15 protein-coding genes are annotated in these 18,173 nt (G+C 69.1%); 10 read left to right on the top strand and 5 right to left on the bottom strand.

All coding sequences use genetic code 11. From position 1 onward, the window contains the following. Positions 1-6: 6 nt before the first annotated feature. Entirely contained in the window at positions 7-1,437 is a 1,431-nt protein-coding gene (locus AC5LXX_RS00615; RefSeq protein ID WP_493410183.1) for an FAD-binding oxidoreductase, read from the top strand. Between the two features lie 45 nt (positions 1,438-1,482). On the opposite strand, the gene AC5LXX_RS00620 is transcribed toward AC5LXX_RS00615, so the two are convergent. Both AC5LXX_RS00620 and cadR read right to left on the bottom strand, forming a co-directional pair. Further along, positions 1,483-2,055 (bottom strand): PadR family transcriptional regulator, encoded by a 573-nt coding sequence (locus tag AC5LXX_RS00620; RefSeq protein ID WP_493410184.1) that lies wholly within the window; start codon positions 2,053-2,055, stop codon positions 1,483-1,485. A 68-nt stretch (positions 2,056-2,123) separates the two neighbouring features. Next, positions 2,124-2,555: a Cd(II)/Pb(II)-responsive transcriptional regulator gene (cadR, locus tag AC5LXX_RS00625; RefSeq protein ID WP_006477300.1), complete on the bottom strand. Its 432-nt coding sequence runs from the start codon at positions 2,553-2,555 to the stop codon at positions 2,124-2,126. Positions 2,556-2,636: 81 nt separating this feature from the next. On the opposite strand from cadR, the gene AC5LXX_RS00630 reads away from it, so the two are divergent. Together AC5LXX_RS00630 and AC5LXX_RS00635 are read left to right on the top strand one after the other, a co-directional pair. Beyond that, positions 2,637-5,219 (top strand): heavy metal translocating P-type ATPase, encoded by a 2,583-nt coding sequence (locus AC5LXX_RS00630; RefSeq protein ID WP_493410185.1) that lies wholly within the window; start codon positions 2,637-2,639, stop codon positions 5,217-5,219. A gap of 10 nt (positions 5,220-5,229) precedes the next feature. Beyond that, complete coding sequence (locus AC5LXX_RS00635) at positions 5,230-5,613, top strand: zinc ribbon domain-containing protein (protein WP_493410186.1); 384 nt, start codon at positions 5,230-5,232, stop codon at positions 5,611-5,613. An 83-nt stretch (positions 5,614-5,696) separates the two neighbouring features. Here AC5LXX_RS00635 and AC5LXX_RS00640 read toward each other — a convergent pair whose 3' ends face one another. Beyond that, positions 5,697-6,578, bottom strand: coding sequence for an AraC family transcriptional regulator (locus AC5LXX_RS00640; protein WP_493410187.1), 882 nt, complete (start codon positions 6,576-6,578; stop codon positions 5,697-5,699). A gap of 290 nt (positions 6,579-6,868) precedes the next feature. Here AC5LXX_RS00640 and AC5LXX_RS00645 point away from each other — a divergent pair, with 290 nt between their 5' ends. The 4 genes from AC5LXX_RS00645 (at position 6,869) to eutC (ending at position 12,214) form a co-directional block, all read left to right on the top strand. After that, positions 6,869-8,332, top strand: a complete 1,464-nt coding sequence (locus tag AC5LXX_RS00645; RefSeq protein WP_124454669.1) for a mechanosensitive ion channel — start codon at positions 6,869-6,871, stop codon at positions 8,330-8,332. Positions 8,333-8,519: 187 nt separating this feature from the next. Beyond that, positions 8,520-9,929 (top strand): ethanolamine permease, encoded by a 1,410-nt coding sequence (gene eat, locus AC5LXX_RS00650; RefSeq protein ID WP_493410188.1) that lies wholly within the window; start codon positions 8,520-8,522, stop codon positions 9,927-9,929. Positions 9,930-10,025: 96 nt separating this feature from the next. Then, a complete protein-coding gene (locus AC5LXX_RS00655; RefSeq protein ID WP_493410189.1) occupies positions 10,026-11,423 on the top strand; it encodes an ethanolamine ammonia-lyase subunit EutB in 1,398 nt (465 codons plus the stop codon). Continuing rightward, on the top strand, positions 11,420-12,214 hold the full coding sequence (gene eutC, locus AC5LXX_RS00660; RefSeq protein WP_493410190.1) for an ethanolamine ammonia-lyase subunit EutC: 795 nt from the start codon (positions 11,420-11,422) through the stop codon (positions 12,212-12,214). Before AC5LXX_RS00655 ends, eutC begins: the two co-directional genes overlap by 4 nt. On the opposite strand, the gene AC5LXX_RS00665 is transcribed toward eutC, so the two are convergent. Further along, the gene (locus tag AC5LXX_RS00665) at positions 12,215-13,099 is read right to left on the bottom strand and encodes a LysR family transcriptional regulator (protein WP_493410191.1); all 885 of its coding nucleotides are present in this window, start codon (positions 13,097-13,099) and stop codon (positions 12,215-12,217) included. Between the two features lie 163 nt (positions 13,100-13,262). On the opposite strand from AC5LXX_RS00665, the gene AC5LXX_RS00670 reads away from it, so the two are divergent. Next, positions 13,263-14,876 carry an MFS transporter gene (locus tag AC5LXX_RS00670; RefSeq protein ID WP_493410192.1) on the top strand — a complete coding sequence of 538 codons (1,614 nt, stop codon included), beginning with the start codon at positions 13,263-13,265 and terminating at the stop codon, positions 14,874-14,876. A 108-nt stretch (positions 14,877-14,984) separates the two neighbouring features. Here AC5LXX_RS00670 and AC5LXX_RS00675 read toward each other — a convergent pair whose 3' ends face one another. Continuing rightward, on the bottom strand, positions 14,985-15,413 hold the full coding sequence (locus AC5LXX_RS00675; protein ID WP_493410193.1) for a pyridoxamine 5'-phosphate oxidase family protein: 429 nt from the start codon (positions 15,411-15,413) through the stop codon (positions 14,985-14,987). A gap of 321 nt (positions 15,414-15,734) precedes the next feature. On the opposite strand from AC5LXX_RS00675, the gene exaC reads away from it, so the two are divergent. Together exaC and AC5LXX_RS00685 are read left to right on the top strand one after the other, a co-directional pair. After that, the gene (exaC, locus tag AC5LXX_RS00680) at positions 15,735-17,261 is read left to right on the top strand and encodes an acetaldehyde dehydrogenase ExaC (RefSeq protein WP_493402010.1); all 1,527 of its coding nucleotides are present in this window, start codon (positions 15,735-15,737) and stop codon (positions 17,259-17,261) included. A 179-nt stretch (positions 17,262-17,440) separates the two neighbouring features. Further along, a complete protein-coding gene (locus AC5LXX_RS00685; protein ID WP_493410194.1) occupies positions 17,441-17,983 on the top strand; it encodes a hypothetical protein in 543 nt (180 codons plus the stop codon). Positions 17,984-18,173 lie beyond the last annotated feature (190 nt).

Below are 18,173 nucleotides of genomic sequence, written 5' to 3' on the forward strand. Positions count from 1 at the left end.
CGCGCGATGCAGAACCGGGATACGGGTGCCGCGGGCGGAGAACCGCGCGACGTGCCGCTGGCGGGCGAGGCGCTCGAGGCCGTGCTCGTCGCCGAACTGGGCGACGTGCTCGTCACGCGTTCCGCCGACATCGATCCGCGCTACTTCACCGCGTACAACGAGCCGCCCGGCGTGCGGCCGCGTGCGCTGGTGCGCCCGCGCAGCGTCGACGACGTGTCGCGTACGCTCGCGCTGTGCGCGCGGCTCGGGCTGCCGGTCGTGCCGCAGGGCGGGCTGACCGGGCTCGCGCGCGGCGCGGTCGCGCTCGGCGGCGAGGTCGTGCTGTCGATGGAGCGCTTTGCGGGTATCGACGCGATCGATGCGGCGGCCGGCACGATGACCGTGCGGGCGGGGACGCCGCTGCAGACGGTGCAGGAAGCCGCGGAAGCGGCGGGCTTCACGTTCGGTGTCGACCTCGGCGCGCGCGGCTCGTGCCAGATCGGCGGCATGCTAGCGACCAATGCGGGCGGCACGCGCGCGATCCGCTACGGCATGATGCGCGAGCAGGTGCTCGGGCTCGAAGCGGTGCTCGCGGACGGCACGGTCGTATCGTCGATGAACCGGATGCTGAAGAACAACGCGGGCTACGACCTGAAGCAGCTGTTCATCGGTAGCGAGGGGACGCTCGGCGTCGTCACGCGTGCGGTGTTGCGGCTGCATCCGCTGCTCGCCGCGCCGGCCACGGCGCTTTGCCGCGTGCGCGATTACGACGCGGTGGCCGCGCTGTGGAACCGCGTGCGCACGTTGCCGGAAGTCGTCAGCTTCGAAGCGATGTGGCCGGCGTTCTACGACTACGTCGCGCGTCATACGCCGGGCGTCACGGCACCGTTCGTCGGCGACGACGGCTTCGCGGTGCTGATCGAATGCGCGACGAGCGCGCCGGGCGGCGATGCGCGCCAGGCGCTGGAAACGGGCCTCGCGGCGGGGTTCGACGCAGGGCTGCTGGACGACGCGGTGCTCGCGACGTCGGAGCGGCAGGCGCGCGATCTGTGGACGCTGCGCGAAGGCCTCGCGATCGATGCATTGCCGCAGCTCGTCAACTTCGACGTGAGTTTGCCGACGGGTGAACTCGGCGCGTTCGCCGAACGTTGCGAAGCGGCGCTGCGGGCGCGCTGGCCGGACGTCACGTGCCTGTTCTTCGGCCACGTGGGGGACGGCAACGTGCATATCGGCGTATCGCTGGCCGGGATGGCCGATGCGGACCTCGATACGCTCGATCACTGCGTGTACGCGGTGGTGCGCGACATGGGCGGCTCGGTGTCGGCCGAGCACGGAATCGGCGCGCTCAAGCGTCCTTATCTCGCGCATACGCGCAGCGACGCGGAAATCGGGCTGATGCGGCGCCTGAAGGCCGCACTGGACCCGCACGGCATCCTCAATCCCGGCAAGGTGCTTTGACGGCAGCGACTCCCGTCCCGGACGGGAATCGGCCTTCGTGACACGTCAGCCGTCCACCCAGCGCAGCGCGCCGATCTTCAGGTGTTCGACGACGCTGCGTGCCCAATCGAGCTCCGCATTGAGCAGCACCAGCGCATGTTCGTTCTGCAGCAGGAACAGGCGCGGCACCTGGTCGGCCTGCGCGGTGGCGCGCAGCGCTTCCAGCCGTTCGCGTTCGGCATCGAGCCGCGCGATTCGCAGTTCGAGCTGGCGGCGCGCATCTTCGGCGTCGAGCAGCGGCAGGAAGGCGAGGCCGGCGCCGAACACCGGGAATTCACGCGCGGGCTCGGCGAGCAGCGCATGCAGCCACGCCTGCCCCGCCGTGTGCCCAGCTTCGGTCAGCGCATACAGCGTGCGTTCCGGAAACGCGCCGTCGCGCTCGGTGTCGTGCACGGCGATCAGCCCGTCGCGCAGCAGCCGGTCGATCGTCTGGTAGAGGCTCGTGCGCTGCCGCACGTTGACGACTTCATCGTATCCGCGGGCCTTCAGTTGCTGCAGCATCCCGTACGGATGCATCGGCGTTTCGGTGAGCGTCGCGAGGACGGCCAGCGCAAGCGGGGACGGGCGACTCGTTGACATGAATAGTTATTGAATATCTAGTAAGAATATAACTATTCTCAATCAGACTATCTTATTCCGCAAGGGTTTCAGCCGAGGTGCGAGCGCTTTGCGGCCGGCGCGACGGTCTCCATCGTCGCGAGCCCGTGCACGATGCCGCAATCCTCGACCGAATGCTCGCCGACGCACTGGCGGCGCAATTCGGTGAGCTGGTCGCGCAAATGCGTGAGTTCCGCGAGGCGCGCATCGACGTGCCCGATGTGATCGTCGAGCAGTGAATTGATCGAATCGCAGCGGTCGGCCGGCGTGTCGGTGAGCCGCAGCAGCGCACGGATTTCGTCGTGCGCCATGTCGAGCGCGCGGCAGTTGCGGATGAAGCGCAGCCGCTCGACGTGCACGTCGGTGTAGTTGCGGTAGTTCGAGTCGGTGCGCTCCGCATCCGGCATCAGGCCCTCTTTCTCGTAGAAACGGATCGTCTCGGGCGTGCAGCGGGCCGCTTTGGCCAGTTCGCCGATCTTCATGCCTTTCTCCCGTGTAAGGGTTGACCTTGTAGTGGCTTCAGGGTGTTAACTCTACACCGTCAAGCCACAAAGGAGGTTGCCATGACCGACGCCAAGCGTACCCACGACCCACGACACCGTCATGCCGGCGGCGCCGATACGTGCTGCGCCGACCCGCGCGACACGCAGATGGCGACCGTTGCCGACGCGGTGCCGGCGGCCGGTGAGCGCGCGCACGGCGAGGCTGCGTCGCGCAGCCACGATCATTCGCACGGCGACGCGCATAGGCGTGGTGCTGCAGGCTCGCACGATCATGCCGCGCACGACGAAGCCGGTCATGGCCACGACCACGATCATTCACGCGGCGACGCGCATGTGCACGGCGCCGCATGCTCGCACGGCCACGCGGCGCATGACCATGCCGGTCACGACCACGACCACGACCACGACCACGACCACGACCACGACCACGCGGCCGGCGACTGCTGCGCGCCTGCGGCGCTGACGCTCGCGCCGCTGCCGGCCGCGCAGGCGACCGCGTCGGGTCACGTGCGCTCGGCGTTCCGGATCATGCAGATGGACTGCCCGACCGAGGAAACGCTGATCCGCAAGAAGCTCGGCGGGATGACCGAAGTGTCGGCATTCGAATTCAACCTGATGCAGCGGATGCTGACCGTCGACCACGTGCCCGGCGCGCAGCCGGCGATCGAAAGCGCGATCCGCACGCTCGGGATGACGCCCGAAGCCGCGGCGGCCGGCGCGCCGGCGGCGCGCGCAGCCGACGCGCCCGCGAAGCCGTGGTGGCCGCTGGCGCTGGCCGGCGTCGCCGCGATCGCGTCCGAAGGCGCGACGTGGGCCGGGCTGCCGGTGTGGCTGTCGGCGGCGCTCGCGCTCGCCGCGGTGCTCGCATGCGGGCTCACCACGTACAAGAAGGGCTGGATCGCGATCCGCAACGGCAACCTGAACATCAACGCGCTGATGAGCATCGCGGTGACGGGCGCGATGGCGATCGGCCAGTGGCCGGAAGCCGCAATGGTGATGGTGCTGTTCACGATCGCCGAGCTGATCGAGGCGAAGTCGCTCGACCGCGCGCGCAATGCGATCCAGGGCCTGATGCGGCTCGCGCCCGACACCGCGACCGTGCAGCAGGCCGACGGCTCGTGGCGCACGATCGAGGCCGCGCAGGTTGTGCTCGGCGCGGTCGTCCGCGTGAAGCCGGGTGAGCGGATCGGGCTCGATGGCGACGTCGTCGCGGGCCGCTCGACGGTCAACCAGGCGCCGATCACCGGCGAGAGCCTGCCCGTCGAAAAGACGACCGGCGACGCCGTGTACGCGGGCACGATCAACGAATCTGGCTCGTTCGAATATCGCGTGACGGCCGTCGCGGCCAACTCGACGCTCGCACGGATCATCCACGCGGTCGAGGAGGCACAGGGCGCGAAGGCGCCGACGCAACGCTTCGTCGACCAGTTCGCGCGCGTCTACACGCCGATCGTGTTCGCGGTCGCATTGCTGGTCGCGGTGGTGCCGCCGATCGCGATGGGCGGCGCGTGGCACGACTGGATCTACCGCGCGCTCGTGCTGCTCGTGATCGCGTGCCCGTGCGCGCTGGTGATCTCGACGCCGGTGACGATCGTGTCGGGTCTCGCGGCTGCCGCGCGGCGCGGGATTCTCGTGAAGGGCGGCGTCTACCTGGAAGAAGGGCGCAAGCTCGCGTGGCTCGCGCTCGACAAGACCGGCACGATCACGCACGGCAAGCCGGTGCAGACCGATTTCGACGTGCATGCGGACGACGCCGATGCGGCGCGCGTGCGGCATCTCGGCGCGAGCCTCGCGGCGCGCTCCGATCACCCGGTGTCGCAGGCGATCGCTGCCGCGGCACGCGACGCCGGCACGACGGCATTCTCCGATGTACAGGACTTCGAAGCGATCGTCGGGCGCGGCGTGCGCGGCACGATCGACGGCATGCGCTACTGGCTCGGCAACCACCGGCTCGTCGAGGAGCTCGAGCGCTGCTCGACGGCGCTCGAAGCGAAGCTCGACGCGCTGGAGCGGCAGGGCAAGAGCGTCGTGGTGCTGGTCGACGAAGCGCGCGTGCTCGGCATCTTCGCGGTGGCCGACACGATCAAGGACACGAGCCGTGCGGCGATCGCCGATCTGCACGCGCTCGGCATCCGCACCGCGATGCTGACGGGCGACAACCCGCATACCGCGCAGGCGATCGCGCGGCAGGCCGGCATCGACGACGCACGCGGCAACCAGTTGCCGGAAGACAAGCTCGCGGCGGTCGAGGAGCTGTCGGCCGGCGGCGCGGGCGCGGTCGGGATGGTCGGCGACGGGATCAACGATGCACCGGCGCTGGCCCGTGCCGACATCGGTTTCGCGATGGGCGCGATGGGCACCGACACGGCGATCGAGACGGCCGACGTCGCGCTGATGGACGACGACCTGCGCAAGATCCCCGCGTTCGTGCGGCTGTCGCGCGCGACGCACCGCGTGCTGGTGCAGAACATCGGCTTCGCGCTCGGCGTGAAGGTCGTGTTCCTCGGCCTCACGGTCGTGGGGCTCGGCACGATGTGGATGGCGGTCTTCGCCGACGCGGGCGCGAGCCTGATCGTCGTGGCCAACGGCTTGCGGCTGCTGTCGTCGTCCGGGGCGTTCGGTGGCACGCAGGCCACGCGTTGAGGAGCGGGCGATGAGCTTTCTGAAACGGATCCTGGGCGGCCACGGCGGTGGCCATGGCAACGGGCATGGCAGCAGCGGGAACGGCGGCCACGGCGGCGGAGGCGGGCATCACGGCGGACAGCGCGGAGACGGGCATGGCGGTCACGATGCGCGCGGCCGCGATCGCCACGGCTGGGGCTGGCAGGCGCCGGCCGATGCGGCAAACGGCGGGCAGGGCGGCAACGTGCCGCTGAGCCAGCTTGCGTGTGCGGGCTGCGGCGCGCTCAATGCGGCGGACGCGCGGTTCTGCGCGCAGTGCGGCGCGGCGCAACGCAGCCGCGCCTGCAGCCGCTGCCACACGGCGCTGGCGGCCGACGCCCGCTTCTGTCCCGGGTGCGGGACGCAGGCGACGTAACAGGTATGCCGCTCATTCGCGCCGGCCGGGCATGAGCATCGGCCGGCGCGTTTCGTTTCATGGCCGCCGCAGCGGCCGTTCACTCAGCGCAACGGCAGGTGAATTTCGGTGAGCAGGTCCGCCGGTGCCGTGTCCATCGGCGTATTGAGGTACAGCTCGAACGGCGGCGCGTCGGCGGCCTCGCGGCCCGAGTGACGCAGCCAGTCGCCGTAGAGCCACTGGTAGGCCGTCTTCAGGTCCGCATACGGCCCCGTATGCAGCAGCACCGCATATTCGCCGCCTGCCACCGTCGCGCGTTCCACCGGCGGCACGGGCTCGACGTCCGGCGCGCCGTCGGCCGGCATGAAGCAGGCCTTCGCGCGCAACTGCGCTTCGGGCGTCGTGTCCGGATCGTCGTAGAAAATGCCGATCATCTTCGCGCCCGGCCCGATCAGCCCGTGCTGCGCGACCCACGCGCCGATCCGCCCGAACGCATCGCCCACCTTCATGTACGCGCCGGTGTGCGCCACCGCGTAGCCGTGCAGTTCCGGCAGGCGCCGGATCTCGACCTCGTGCTTGAACATGTCTTCCTCTCCTCGCTGTAGCGGATAAATCGGCCGGTGGGTGCCCGTGCGCCGGTGCTGCGCGGGCAGCACGCCGTACGCGTCGCGAAACGCCCGCGCGAACGCGTGCGTCGAACCGTAGCCCGCGCGCCGCGCGATCTCGTCGAGCGGCCGTGCGGTGCAGACGAGATCCTCGGACGCCCGCACGATCCGCATCCGCCGCACCGTCAGCACGATCGACTCGCCGTACAGCGCGCGGTAGACGCGCTGCCAGTGATACGGCGACAGGCATGCGATTTCGGCGAGCCGGTTCAGGTCGAGCGGGCCGTCGAGATGCGCGCTGATGTACGCGTGGACGCGCGCCACGCTGGCCGCGTAGCGGACCCACGCGGGCGGGTCGGTTTTCGTTTCGGCTGGGGTCATCGACGTGTCCGGGCTGGAACCGACGTCACGGTAGCACGGGCCGAATGGACAAATCTTGCGGAAATGCCGCGCCGCGGATGAATCCGCCCCTTTTAAATTTCCACGAAATGGGGTCTTGCCCCTCCGCGATCAACGACTAAAGTTAAAGACGGTGAAATCGGGTGATCGCGTCATTTTTCTCGGGTAAGTTGCTCGAACCGGTCACCCAAGCCGGGCAGCACGCTTTTCGAAGTACGCAGGTAGTTCGTCGATGTCCAATCGCAACACCACGTTTTTCGGGAGAAGAAGAAATGGATGCTTCCAGCTTCATCACGTCGCTGCAGACCACGCTAGGCGGATACCTGCCCAAGATCGCCGGCGCGATCGGCATCCTGGTGATCGGCTGGCTGATCGCCGTGGTGGTGCGGGCCGGCGCGCTGCGCCTGCTCAACGCGCTGAAGGTCGACAAGCGGATCACCGACAGCACCGGCCAGGGCGCGTGCGTCGAGCGCATCATCGCCGGCGGGCTGTTCTGGCTCGTGCTGCTCGTCACCGCGGTGGGCATCTTCAACGTGCTCAACCTGTACGCGGTGTCCAATCCGTTCTCGCTGCTCGTCACGCACATCGTCAACTACCTGCCGAACCTGATCGGCGGCGCGGCGCTGACGCTGATCGCATGGCTGATCGCGTCGCTGCTGCGCAGCCTCGCGAACCGCGCGCTGAAGGCCAGCAAGATCGACGACAAGCTGTCCGAAGGTGCCGGCATGCAGCCGATGAGCGGCTATCTCGGCGACGTGCTGTTCTGGCTCGTGATCCTGATGTTCCTGCCGGCGATCCTCGCGTCGTTCGCGCTGTCGGGCCTGCTGTCGCCGGTGCAGGGGATGGTCGACAAGCTGCTCGCGATCGTGCCGAACCTGTTCGCGGCCGCGGTGATCGGCTTCGTCGGCTGGATCGTCGCGCGGGTGCTGCGCGGCCTCGTGACGAACCTGCTCGTCGCCGCCGGCGCCGACCGCCTCACGCAGCGTCTCGACAGCCCGACGCCCGTGCGCGTGTCGAGCCTGATCGGCACGATCGTCTACGTGTTCGTGTTCGTGCCGACGCTGATCTCCGCGCTCGACGCGCTGAAGATCGAGGCGATCTCGATTCCCGCGACCAACATGCTGAACCAGTTCCTCGGCGCGGTGCCGGACATCGTCGCGGCGATCGTGATCGTGCTCGTCACGTTCTACTTCGCGCGCTTCGTCGCATCGCTCGCGCAGAAGCTGCTCGAAGCGGCCGGTGTCGACGGGCTGCCGGCCGTGCTCGGCGTCGAGCGCGTGTTCTCGGGGATCCTGCAGCCGTCGGTGCTGGTCGCACGGCTGATCGTGTTCTTCGCGATGCTGTTCGCGTCGGTCGAAGCCGCGAACCGGCTCGGCTTCTCGCAGGTGCGCGACGTCGTCACGCTGTTCATCGAATTCGGCGGCCACGTGCTGATGGGCGGCGTGATCCTCGTGATCGGCGTGTGGCTCGCGGGCCTCGCGCGCCGCGTGATCGAGCAGGCCGACCGCGAGCACAGCGTGCTGTTCGCGCGCATCGCGCAATTCGCGATCCTCGGCCTCGTGTTCGCGATGGGGCTGCGGGCGATGGGGATTGCCAACGAAATCGTCCAGCTCGCGTTCGGCCTGGTGCTCGGCGCGATCGCGGTGGCGGTGGCGCTGTCGTTCGGCCTCGGCGGCCGCGAGGCGGCCGGCAAGCTGCTCGACCGCTGGTTCAACCAGCGCGGCGGCGGCCAGTGAGCACGGGCGATCCGGCCTGCGCCGCGCGGCCGGATCGACGTCGCAACGAACGCGGCGGGCGTTTCTGCAAGCGAAACGTCAGCCGCGATCTTTGCCGAATTTCGATAACACGTCGTTTAATGACTCTCTAGCATCGATTCTCAGTTGCGCTGGCCGGCAGGCCCGGCGCCTTTGAGGAGAGAGTCCGATGAAAGCAGAGTCGAATGGCCGGCCCGCCGCCGGCGCAAAGTCCGGCCAGCCCGCGCTGCAGCAGACGCTCGGGACCTGGCAACTGTGGGGCATCGCGGTCGGCCTCGTGATTTCCGGCGAATACTTCGGCTGGAGTTACGGCTGGGCGAGCGCAGGCACGCTGGGTTTCGTCATCACCGCGCTGTTCGTCGCGGCGATGTATACGACCTTCATCTTCAGTTTCACCGAGCTGACGACGTCGATCCCGCACGCGGGCGGCCCGTTTGCGTATGCGCGCCGCGCGTTCGGCCCGACCGGCGGCTATCTCGCCGGCGCCGCGACGCTCGTCGAGTTCGTGTTCGCGCCGCCCGCGATCGCGCTCGCGATCGGCGCCTACCTGCACGTGCAGTTCCCGGGGCTCGAACCGAAACACGCGGCGATGGGCGCGTATCTCGTGTTCATGGCGCTGAACATCGTCGGCGTGCAGATCGCGGCGACCTTCGAGCTCGTCGTCACGCTGTTCGCGATCTTCGAGCTGCTGGTGTTCATGGGCGTCGTGTCGCCGGGCTTCGCGTGGAGCAACTTCATGAAGGGCGGCTGGTCGGGCGCCGATCATTTCAGCATGGGCGCGTTCCACGGGATGTTCGCGGCGATCCCGTTCGCGATCTGGTTCTTCCTCGCGATCGAAGGCGTCGCGATGGCCGCCGAGGAAGCGAAGAACCCGAAGCGCTCGATTCCGATCGCCTACGTGGCCGGGATCCTGACCCTCGTCGCGCTCGCGATCGGCGTGATGGTGTTCGCCGGCGGCGCGGGCGACTGGACCAAGCTCGCGAACATCAACGATCCGCTGCCGCAGGCGATGAAGTACATCGTCGGCGCGAACAGCGGCTGGATGCACATGCTCGTGTGGCTCGGGCTGTTCGGGCTCGTCGCGTCGTTCCACGGGATCATCCTCGGTTATTCGCGCCAGATCTTCGCGCTGGCCCGCGAGGGCTACCTGCCCGAATGGCTCGGCAAGGTGCATCCCCGCTTCAAGACGCCGCATCGCGCGATCCTCGCGGGCGGCGTGGTCGGCATCGCGGCGATCTACAGCGACGAGCTGATCCAGTTCGGCGGCCAGACGCTCACCGCGAATATCGTGACGATGTCGGTGTTCGGCGCGATCGTGATGTATATCGTGAGCATGGCGGCGCTGTTCAAGCTGCGCCGCTCGCAGCCGAACCTGGAGCGGCCGTTCCGCGCGCCGCTGTACCCGATCTTCCCGGCATTCGCGATCCTGGCGGCACTCGTCTGTCTCGCGACCATGGTGTACTTCAACGGGCTGGTCGCGCTGGTGTTCGTCGGCTTCCTCGCGGTCGGCTACGCATACTTCCTCGCGACGCGTTCGCAGCGGGCGAGTGCGCCGGGCGACGCGCTGCTGGAGGAGTGAGCAGGTGAAGGCGAAAGTGGCAGGCCGTTTCTGACGGTATCCGGCGCGCCCTGTCGAACGGGCGCGCCGTCGGCTTTTGGCAAGGAGATTCGAACGATGTCCTACACGGAGACGATCGGTCCGCGCACGTACCGCTTCGCGGACCTGAAGACGCTGCTCGCGAAGGCGAGCCCGCTGCGTTCCGGCGACCAGCTCGCCGGTGTCGCGGCGGCGAGCGAGGAGGAGCGCGTGGCCGCGAAGATCGCGCTCGCGGGCGTGCCGCTGAAGGCGTTCCTGAACGAAGCGGTGATTCCGTACGAACACGACGAGGTCACGCGCCTGATCATCGACGATCACGACGCGCACGCGTTCGCGGAAATCTCGCACCTCACCGTCGGCGATTTCCGCAACTGGCTGCTGTCGCCCGCCGCCGACGGCGCGGCGCTCGAACGGATCGCGCCGGGCCTCACGCCCGAGATGGTCGCGGCCGTGTCGAAGCTGATGCGCAACCAGGACCTGATCGCGGCCGCACGCAAGCGCCGCGTCGTCACGCGCTTTCGCAACACGGTCGGGCTCGCCGGCCGGATGTCGGTCCGGCTGCAGCCGAACCACCCCACCGACGACGTGAAAGGCATCGCCGCATCGATGCTCGACGGCCTGATGTACGGCTGCGGCGACGCGATGATCGGCATCAACCCGGCGACCGACAGCCTCGCGGCGATCATGAAGCTGCTCGCGATGATCGACGGGTTCCGCGAACGCTACGGCGTGCCGACGCAGTCGTGCGTGCTCACGCACGTGACCAACACGATCGCCGCGATCGAGAAGGGCGCGCCGGTCGACCTCGTGTTCCAGTCGATCGCGGGCACCGAGAAGGCGAACGCGAGCTTCGGCATCTCGCTCGCGCTGCTCGGCGAAGCGCACGAGGCCGCGTTGTCGCTGCGCCGCGGCACCGTCGGCAACAACCTGATGTACTTCGAGACGGGCCAGGGCAGCGCGCTGTCGGCAAACGCGCATTTCGGCGTCGACCAGCAGACCTGCGAAGTGCGCGCGTATGCGGTCGCGCGCAAGTTCGAGCCGTTCCTCGTGAATACGGTGGTCGGCTTCATCGGCCCCGAGTACCTGTACGACGGCAAGCAGATCATCCGCGCGGGGCTCGAGGATCACTTCTGCGGGAAGCTGCTCGGCGTGCCGATGGGCTGCGACATCTGCTACACGAACCATGCGGAAGCCGACCAGGACGACATGGATACGCTGCTGACGCTGCTCGGTGCGGCCGGCATCAACTTCATCATGGGGATTCCGGGTGCGGACGACGTGATGCTGAACTACCAGAGCACGTCGTTCCACGATCAGCTCTATGTGCGCGAGGTGCTCGGGCTGCGCCGTGCACCGGAATTCGAGGAGTGGCTGGAGACGATGGAGATCGCCGACGCGCACGGCGCGCTGCGCGCCGCGTCGGCCCGCGTGCCGCTTCTGGCCGGCGCGAACGACTGGATGGGGTTGTCAGCATGAGCGATGCCGTCGAAAAGAATCCGTGGGGCCAGTTGAAGTCGTTCACGAACGCGCGGATCGCGCTCGGCCGCGCGGGCAACAGCCTGCCGACCGCGCCGCTGCTGGCCTTCAACCTGTCGCACGCGCAGGCGCGCGACGCCGTGCACCAGCCGCTCGACGCGGACGCGCTGCGGCGCGAGATCGAGGCGGCCGGCCTGCTGCCGACGCTGCGCGTGCAGAGCGCCGCGCCCGACCGCGACCACTACCTGCGCCGGCCCGATCTCGGCCGCAAGCTGTCGGACGACAGCTGCGGGCTGCTCGCCGGTTACGGCGCGGCGCTCGACGAAGCGCCCGACGTCGTGTTCGTGGTCGGCGACGGGCTGTCGGCATTCGCGGCCGCGAAGCAGGCGCTGCCGCTGCTGCAGGCCGTGCGGCCGCGGCTCGAGGCGGACGGCTGGCGGATCGGCCCGGTGGTGGTCGCGACGCAGGCGCGCGTCGCGCTCGGCGACGAGATCGGCGAGCTGCTGCGCGCGAAGGTCGTCGCGATGCTGATCGGCGAACGGCCGGGGCTCAGCTCGCCGGACAGCCTCGGCGTGTACCTGACGTGGGCGCCGAAAGTCGGCTGTCACGATGCGCTGCGCAACTGCATCTCGAACGTGCGGCCCGAAGGGCTGCCGCACGCGGCCGCCGCGCACAAGCTGCATTACCTGATGACGCATGCGCGCAGGCTCCAGCTGACGGGCGTCGGGCTGAAGGACGACAGCGACGCGCTGCTGCCGCCGTTGGAGGCGGAGCGGATCGGGGCGGCGTGACTACCTGAACAGCCGCTCGCACAGGAAATCGACGAACACGCGCAGCTTCGGCGACAACTGCCGGCTCGACGGCCACACGATCGAGAACTGGCCCGGCGCGATCCGGTAGTCGTCGAGCACGGTGACGAGCGCACCCTGTTCGAGCGCGTCGCGCGCGAGGAAGTCGGGCATGTAGCCGATGCCGAGCCCCGCGAGCACGGTGCCGCGCAGCGCCTCCATGTTGTTGCAGGTCATCGCGGTGCGCAGCTTCAGCGGCGTGCCGTCGTCGGCGGCGAGCGCCCAGTCCTGCAGCTTGCCGGTGGTGGGGAAGCAGTAGCGCACGCAGTCGTGCGCTTCGAGGTCGCGCGGCGTGCGCGGCGTGCCGGCCTGCGCGAGATACGCGGGCGTCGCACACAGCACGAACGCGAACGGGCCGAGCCGCCGCGACATCAGGCTCGAATCCGACAGCGGCCCGCTGCGGATCACCGCGTCGAACCCGCCTTCGACGACGTCGACCATCCGGTCGTTGAAATCGAGATCGAGCTCGACGTCCGGATAGCGCTGCCGGAATTCGGGCAGCACGGGCAGCAGGAAGCGGTAGCCGATCACCGGCAGGCTCACGCGCAGCTTGCCGCGCGGGCGCTGCGCCGACGCCGTCACGGTCGCCTCCGCGTCGCGGAAATCCTCGAGGATCCGCTGGCAGCGTTCGTAGAAGTGCCGCCCCTCCTCGGTCAGCGTGACGCGGCGTGTCGTGCGGTTGAACAGGCGCACGCCGAGCGACTGTTCGAGTTTCGCGATCGTCTTGCCGACCGCCGATGCCGAGATGCCGAGCGTGCGGCCGGCCGCGACGAAGCTCAGCGCTTCGGCCGTGCGGACGAACGCGACGATGCCGGTGAGGTTTTCCATCTTTCCATCGAATCGAAGGGCGTACGACGACGCACGCGGCCAGGGCAATTACGGAATTTTAGTCCGTTATATATGGAACTTCGCGTGGTTTTTCGCAGATTGAATCGGATTTATCTTCTGTCTCTCTGACGGCGCATCCGCGCCGGCTTTTCGAGGAGCGATGATGGATCACCCTGTTTCAGCCGTTTCGGCCCAGTCGGCGCGCCGGCGCGCATGGGTGCTGGCCGCCGTCTGCATGGCCGCCGTCGCGCTGCCGCTGTCGTTTTCGGGCGGCGCGGTCGCGACGCCGGCGATCGGCCGCGACCTGCACGGCAGCCCGGTCGCGATGAACTGGATCACCAACGCGTTCATGCTCGCGTTCGGCAGCTTCCTGATGGCATCGGGCGCGCTCGCCGATCAGTTCGGCCGCAAGCGCCTGTTCGCGATCGGCGTCGGCGGCTTCACGCTGATGTCGATCGCGCTCGCGTTCGCGCCGTCGATGCTCGCGGTCGACCTGCTGCGCGCCGCGCAAGGGCTCGCGGCGGCCGCGGCGCTCGCCGGCGGCACGGCCGCGCTCGCGCAGGAGTTCGACGGCGCGGCGCGCACGCGCGCGTTCAGCCTGCTCGGCACGACCTTCGGCATCGGGCTCGCGTTCGGGCCCGTGCTGGCCGGCGGCCTGATCGGGCATTACGGCTGGCGCGCGATCTTCGTGACGAGCGCGGTGGCCGGCGTGCTGTCGCTGGTGTTCGGGCTGCCGCGCATGCACGAGTCACGCGACCCGCATGCAACGGGGCTCGACTGGCCCGGCACGGCGGCGTTCACTGCCGCGTTGACGCTGTTTACGTTCGGCGTGATCGAGGCGCCCGCGCGCGGCTGGTCGAGTGCGCTCGTGATCGCGCTGCTGGCCGGCGCGGCGCTCGGCGCGGGCGCGTTCGCGGTAATCGAGACGCGCGTCGCGCGGCCGATGCTCGACCTGTCGCTGTTTCGCATCGCGCGCTTCGTCGGCGTGCAGGTGCTGCCGGTGTCGACGTGCTGCTGCTACATCGTGCTGCTCGTCGTGCTGCCGCTGCGCTTCATCGGCATCGACGGCTTCAGCGAAATCGACGCCGGCTGGCTGATGCTCGCGATCTCAGCGCCGATGCTCGTCGTGCCGTTCGTCGCGGCGACACTCACGCGCTGGTTGTCGGCCGGCGTGATCTCGGGGCTGGGGCTCCTCGTCGCGGCGGCAGGGCTCGTGTGGCTCGGCAGCGCGCTGCGCGGCGGCGCGGGGGCCGCGGCGATCGCGCCGATGCTCGCGATCGGCGTCGGCGCCGGCATGCCCTGGGGGCTGATGGACGGGCTGTCGGTGAGCGTCGTGCCGAAGGAGCGGGCCGGGATGGCGACGGGAATTTTCAGCACGACGCGCGTGGCCGGCGAGGGGATCGCGCTGGCGATCGTCGGCGCGGTGCTCGCCGGGCTGGCGCGAACGGGACTGACGCAGGCGGCAGGTGCCGCCGGCACGCCGGACGCGACGCTGCGGGCCGCCGCGCGGCTCGCGACCGGCGATCTCGCGGGCGCGGCGGCCGCGTTGCCGGGTGTCGGGCACGCGGCGTTGATCGCGAGCTACACGCATGCGTTCGACCGGCTGCTGACCGGGCTGGCCGTCGTCACCGTGCTGTGTGCCGGCGTGGTGTTCGTGTTTCTCGGCGGCCGTCCGGCTCACGACGAAACGGGCGACGATGCGGGTGGCCGTGCGCACGCCGATGCGTCGGCGCGCAGCCGGGCAGAACCGGCCTGTGCGGAGACGCACGGGCGTTGAGCGTTGCGTCTCGGCACATCGGCAAATCTGCGCTTCCGCACATCGGTCAATGCCGCCGCCGTGCCCGCATGGTCCGCCGATCCGCGCGGCACTCGCCGTGGCCGTGCATCACGCCAGCACGAGCGACGGCAGCGCCGCATCTGTCCGCGCCTGTGCCCGTTCCACGTCGATCACCACATGGCGCAGCGCATCGGGCCACAGGTGCGCGCGGCTTCCCGCCTCCTCGTCGAGCGTCGCGCGGCCCTGCACGAGCCAGGTCGTCTGGCGCACGAAATCGACGAACAGCAGCGCGATCGCCGGATTCACGAGCAGGTTGCCGATCGTGTTGAACAGGTTGTTGCCCGCGAAGTCGGGCAGCACCAGCGTGCGGCGGTCCGGGATATCGACGAGCGGCTCGAACGAGCCGTCGCCGCGCGGCTGGCGGCCGCGGTACGAGCAGTCGCCGTTGCCGGCCGCGTCGGCAGTCGCGACGATCAGGAAGGCCTGCTCGCGGATGAACGCGATGGCGTCGTCGGTCAGGGGGCCGCGATCGTTCATGGTGTCGGTCGGCAGGTGCGCCGTGGCGTGTGAATCCCTGATCCGCACGCAAGCGACATGCCACGCGCCAAGGCGCGCGTCCGCGGGCAGCGCACCGCCGCTCACTGTGGAAATTCCGAACACCGGCCGCATCGCTGCGCAACCGCGGTGTTCAGAATCGGTACACCGGCCATGCCGCGCACGTGAACACTGCACGGTGCGCACGCGGGCCGGCCGTGATCGACGTGCTCCCATCCTGTTTGGCACGCATGTTGCGTAAACGAGTGCAGCGCATTCCAACCGGCGCTGTACTCACACAAGCACGATGAACAGGAGACATGTATGAACCCGTTTGACCTGAAGCAACTGGGCCTCGACGTCGAATATCCGTACCGTCAGCAGTACGACAACTTTATCGGCGGCAAGTGGGTGGCGCCGGTGAAGGGCGAGTATTTCGAGAACGTGTCGCCGATCAACGGCCAGCCGTTCTGCCGCATCCCGCGCTCGGGCGCCGACGACATCGAGCTGGCGCTCGACGCCGCGCATGCCGCGCGCCGCAAGTGGGGCAAGACGTCCGTGGCCGAGCGTGCGAACCTGCTGCTCGCCGCCGCCGAGCGGATGGAGAAGAACCTGAAGCTGCTGGCCGTGGCCGAGACGATCGACAACGGCAAGCCGCTGCGCGAGACGATGGCAGCCGACCTGCCGCTCGCGATCGACCACTTCCGCTACTTCGCGGGCTGCATCCGCGCGCAAGAGGGCGGCATCTCCGAAATCGACGACAACACCGTCGCGTACCACTTTCACGAGCCGCTCGGCGTCGTCGGCCAGATCATCCCGTGGAACTTCCCGCTGCTGATGGCCGCGTGGAAGCTCGCACCGGCGCTCGCGGCCGGATGCTGCGTCGTGATGAAGCCGGCCGAGCAGACGCCCGCGTCGGTGCTGGTGCTGATGGAGCTGATCGGCGACCTGTTCCCGGCCGGCACGATCAACATCGTGAACGGCTTCGGCAAGGAAGCGGGCGAAGCGCTCGCGACCAGCAAGCGGATCGCGAAGATCGCGTTCACGGGCTCGACGCCGGTCGGCAAGCACATCCTGCGTGCGGCGGCCGACAGCCTGATCCCGTCGACGGTCGAACTGGGCGGCAAGAGCCCGAACATCTTCTTCGCCGACGTGCTCGACCAGGACGACGCGTTCCTCGACAAGGCGCTCGAAGGGCTCGCGATGTTCGCGCTGAACCAGGGCGAAGTGTGCACGTGCCCGTCGCGGATCCTGATCCAGGAATCGATCTACGAACGCTTCATCGAGAAGGCCGTCGCGCGCGTCGAGCGCATCAAGTCCGGCCACCCGCTCGACCTGCAGACGATGATCGGCGCGCAGGCGTCGCAGCAGCAGCTCGACAAGATCCTGTCGTACATCGACATCGGCCGCGGCGAAGGCGCGCAATGCCTGACGGGCGGCGAGCGCACGGCACCGGCCGCCGAACTCGGCACGGGCTACTACGTGAAGCCGACGATGCTGCTCGGCAACAACAAGATGCGCGTGTTCCAGGAAGAGATCTTCGGGCCGGTCGCGTCGGTGATGACGTTCAAGGACGAGCAGGAAGCGATCGAACTCGCGAACGACACGTTCTACGGGCTCGGCGCGGGCGTGTGGACGCGCAACGGCACGCGTGCGTACCGCATGGGCCGCGAGGTCGAGGCCGGCCGCGTGTGGACCAACTGCTACCACCTGTACCCCGCGCACGCGGCGTTCGGCGGCTACAAGCAGTCGGGGATCGGCCGCGAGACGCACAAGATGGCGCTGTCGAACTATCAGCAGACGAAATGCCTGCTGGTCAGCTACCAGGCCGAGGCGCTCGGGTTCTTCTGATCGCCGAAGCGGTGGCGGAGCGCCGGGGCCGGTCGGTCCCGGCGCTCCGCTCCGTTCGATTCCAGGATTCGACGCCCGGCGCGGGCCGCGTTGTCTTGCTGCCCGCGCCGGAAACCATGCCGGCAGCCGCGGGCGCGCGGCGGCACGGCGCGTCGATGCGCGCGACGACGACAACCAGCATGGCAGAGCCGCCCCGATCCTTTCCCCGTCACCCGGTATTCCATGCGGGTGAGCTCGATGCGCAGCACCGCTTCGGCGTCGCCGACGAAGCCGAGCGGATGAGCGACGTCGTGACCACGCGCCTGAGCCTCGGCGTGCGGCAGTTCGTCGAGTCGCAGCCGTTCATGTTCGTCGGCACCGCAAGCGGCACGCCCGCCGTCGTGACCTGCGACATCGTGCAGAGCCTGCACGACGCGAACGGCGATCTGCTGCCCGTCGCGCGCGTGATCGACACGAAGACGCTGCGGTTCGCGTTGCCCGCACCGGAAGGCGGCGGCCGGATCGATGCGGCTGCCTGCGACGGCAGCGGGGTCGGATTGCTGTTCGTCGATTTCGTGCGCGGGATCCGCTACCGAATCAACGGTCGTGCGACGTTGCGGGCCGATCTGCCGGAAGCGGATGCGGCGCCGTGGGCGGCCGGCAGCGCGATCGTCGAGCTGGCGGTCGCGCAGGCGTACGGCAACTGCGGCACGCGGGTCGTGCGGCTGAAGCCGGCCGGGTAACCGGTAGCCGGGAGACGGTCACGGCGCGGATGCGCAGTCGTCGCGCGTGCCGCACCGGCGGCGTGCGCGGTACGCCGTCTTCGGGTGCGCCCGCATGGCGCGCGCCGGCCGGACTGTGTGGAATGGCGGGTCGTGCGCCGGACCGGGCGGTTCGGCACGGGACTTGCGTGATACGCGCAGTTCCGGGCAG

Source organism: Burkholderia torrens, assembly GCF_984668525.1.